At 64.2% G+C, this 2,449-nt stretch carries 1 protein-coding gene; it reads right to left on the reverse strand.

Going from position 1 to position 2,449, the window contains the following annotated elements; genetic code table 11:
* Positions 1-785: YncE family protein (locus G3I77_RS40495; RefSeq protein WP_374388718.1), on the reverse strand; the 785-nt coding region annotated here is incomplete at its 3' end.
* Between the last annotated feature and the right edge of the window lie 1,664 nt (positions 786-2,449).

Genomic DNA, 2,449 nt, shown 5'->3' on the forward strand with positions numbered 1-2,449 from the left:
ACCGGGCCGTCACCAACGGTGATGGTGGCAGTGACGGTGTTGGTGCCGGTGTCGATCACCGACACAGTGCCCGAGCCCGAGTTGGTGACATAGACACGGGCACCGTCCGGGGAGACCGCCACACCCACCGGGCCGTCACCAACGGTGATGGTGGCAGTGACGGTGTTGGTGCCGGTGTCGATCACCGACACAGTGCCCGAGCCCGAGTTGGTGACATAGACACGGGCACCGTCCGGGGAGACCGCCACACCCAGCGGTCCTGAGCCGACGGGGATGGTGGCAGTGACGGTGTTGGTGCCGGTGTCGATCACCGACACGGTGTCCGCGTCGGCATTGGTGATGTAGGCGCGGGTGCCGCCCGGGGAGACCGCCACACCCACTGGGTTATCGCCGACAGAGATGGTGTTGGTGACGGTGTTGGTGGTGGTGTTGATCACTGACACGGTATCCGAGCCGGCATTGGCGACGTAGGCGTCTGCAGTCTGGCTGGGGGGCGGTGGCGTGGGCGACGGCACGACCGTCGATCCCGTTAGCTTCGTGCTGGCATTCGCCGCACTGTTCGAGCGAGCGCTGCTGACGTTCTCCGAGCGATTGCTGTTGACGTTTGAGACGTGGGCAAACGGTCCCGTCTGGCCCGGGATTGGTGGCGCGGTCGACGACACAGCCATCGATGTCGACAGCCCGGCCGCGATGGCTACTCCCAGCAGGGTAATTCCGACCCTAAACCACCAGATCGCTGTGGCAGGTGTGATTCGTCTTGTCCGCAACGGGACCTCCATACCCATGCGACACACGCCAAGGCCAGCCAAGGCGGCGGCGCTTCAAAGTGATGTCGCGAGCATAGGAACGTCCTGTCTTCTCGACGTGGGCGTTGGGCCGTTCTACGGTGAGTCGCCTGCATTCACACCCTGCAAGTGGCGGAATCGTCACACCAGTGGCACCCGCCAGCGTTGCGGCTGCATGATTACTCCGCCCCAGATCTACCCACTGCTGCGTGAGCTCATCGGGTGTTGGCTGTGTCACTTTCAGGGGGCCGTTTTCGACGTGCCTTCGGGAATCCTCCAGGCCGCTCCTGACCAATCAACATCGCTGAGAAGTGACGTCGCTCGGTGGCTCAGACGGGTCAACGAAGCCATTCCGTCCAAGGCACCACCGCTGATGTCTGCCCGTACTCCCGCTCCTCTATGACACGCCGTGCTTCAGGATCCGACAGTCTCATGACGTTGGGTCCTGCAAGTCGCCTTCGCCCCTGGTCCCCAAAGGCACGCCAAGCGCAATGACGGGAATACGGTGTGATCTGAGCTGGTGCGTCAGCCGGTGCTGCTCGCAGCACCGGCTGACGGGACCCATTTTCTCCACCAGGGTGGCCCATCGCGGTATGCCGATGTGATCACCTAGGCTTCCCCGGGGAAAGCTACAGGTAGTCGACTGCCGCACCCCCCGGCGAGAAGGGCTGCCCACCGGTTGGATCCGTCTCCAATAATCCATTTACACCTCGGCAACAACAATGTGAATCAGAGCACCTCACTCGAACGGCCCAGCGCATTATGCGCGCCCCCCCCCACCACCCGGGAACGTGACATTTCCCGAACGAAGGTACCGTCATGAGCCCGACACAAATCTCCAAGTCGCCGATGCGTCAAAGGATTTGAGTACCGGTCGACCATCGTCGTCCACGGGTTCCGAGCGCGCGCTGAGGGGATACCGGTGCCGGCGGACGTGTGAAGGGCAGGCCCCTGGCCGCAGGGCCCCTATGACTTGGTCAAGGAAGATCGGACTGCAGCAGGCTTGGGTGTGACGCCATCCGCTTGCCCCGACGCCGTCATCCCCTCGGCCCCTCGCGGCACGACCGCCCTCCCCACCGGCTTCACGCCCGCACACGGCGGTTCAGCCAGCACCTCGGCCACCGTCACACGCGCATCCGCAAGACGCTGAAGCGCGCGTTCTGCCTCGTGGAGGACAGCAGCCTGCACCCGCTCGGCTCCCTCCCCCAACCGCTCGGCCTCTTCCCGGACCTTCTTCTTCGGCCTCCAGCAGACGGCACCAGCCACCTCCGTAAGCGAGACGAACGGACTAACCACCCCCATCTCTCCCGCCACCACCTGTTCGGATGATCTCCCGGTGGTCGAGGCATAGCAGCAGAGCCTCTTGGTAGCTCGGGTTGCGATCCCGACCGCCTGCCTGCGGACTACCAGCGGATCATTTCCGTGCTGGAGTCGAGCGCAGGCCGGGAAGGCATGCAGTGCCAGCAGCTGGCTGCGGCGCCCACCCAGCCCGAACCGAACGATCACGTTCGGAAAGCGGATGGCGACTCATGACAGTTACTCCGTTTGGGTGGTTGGTGGTGGGGGTGTCTTGTCACCCGGTTGGGTGTGTGGGTCACTGAGAGTGTGAACCGGCGGGCTGCCCATCCCCGTGCCGGGGGAACGCTTGAGACGGGCAGCCGTTT

The organism is Streptomyces sp. D2-8, assembly GCF_023184515.1.
GTDB lineage: Bacteria > Actinomycetota > Actinomycetes > Streptomycetales > Streptomycetaceae > Streptomyces.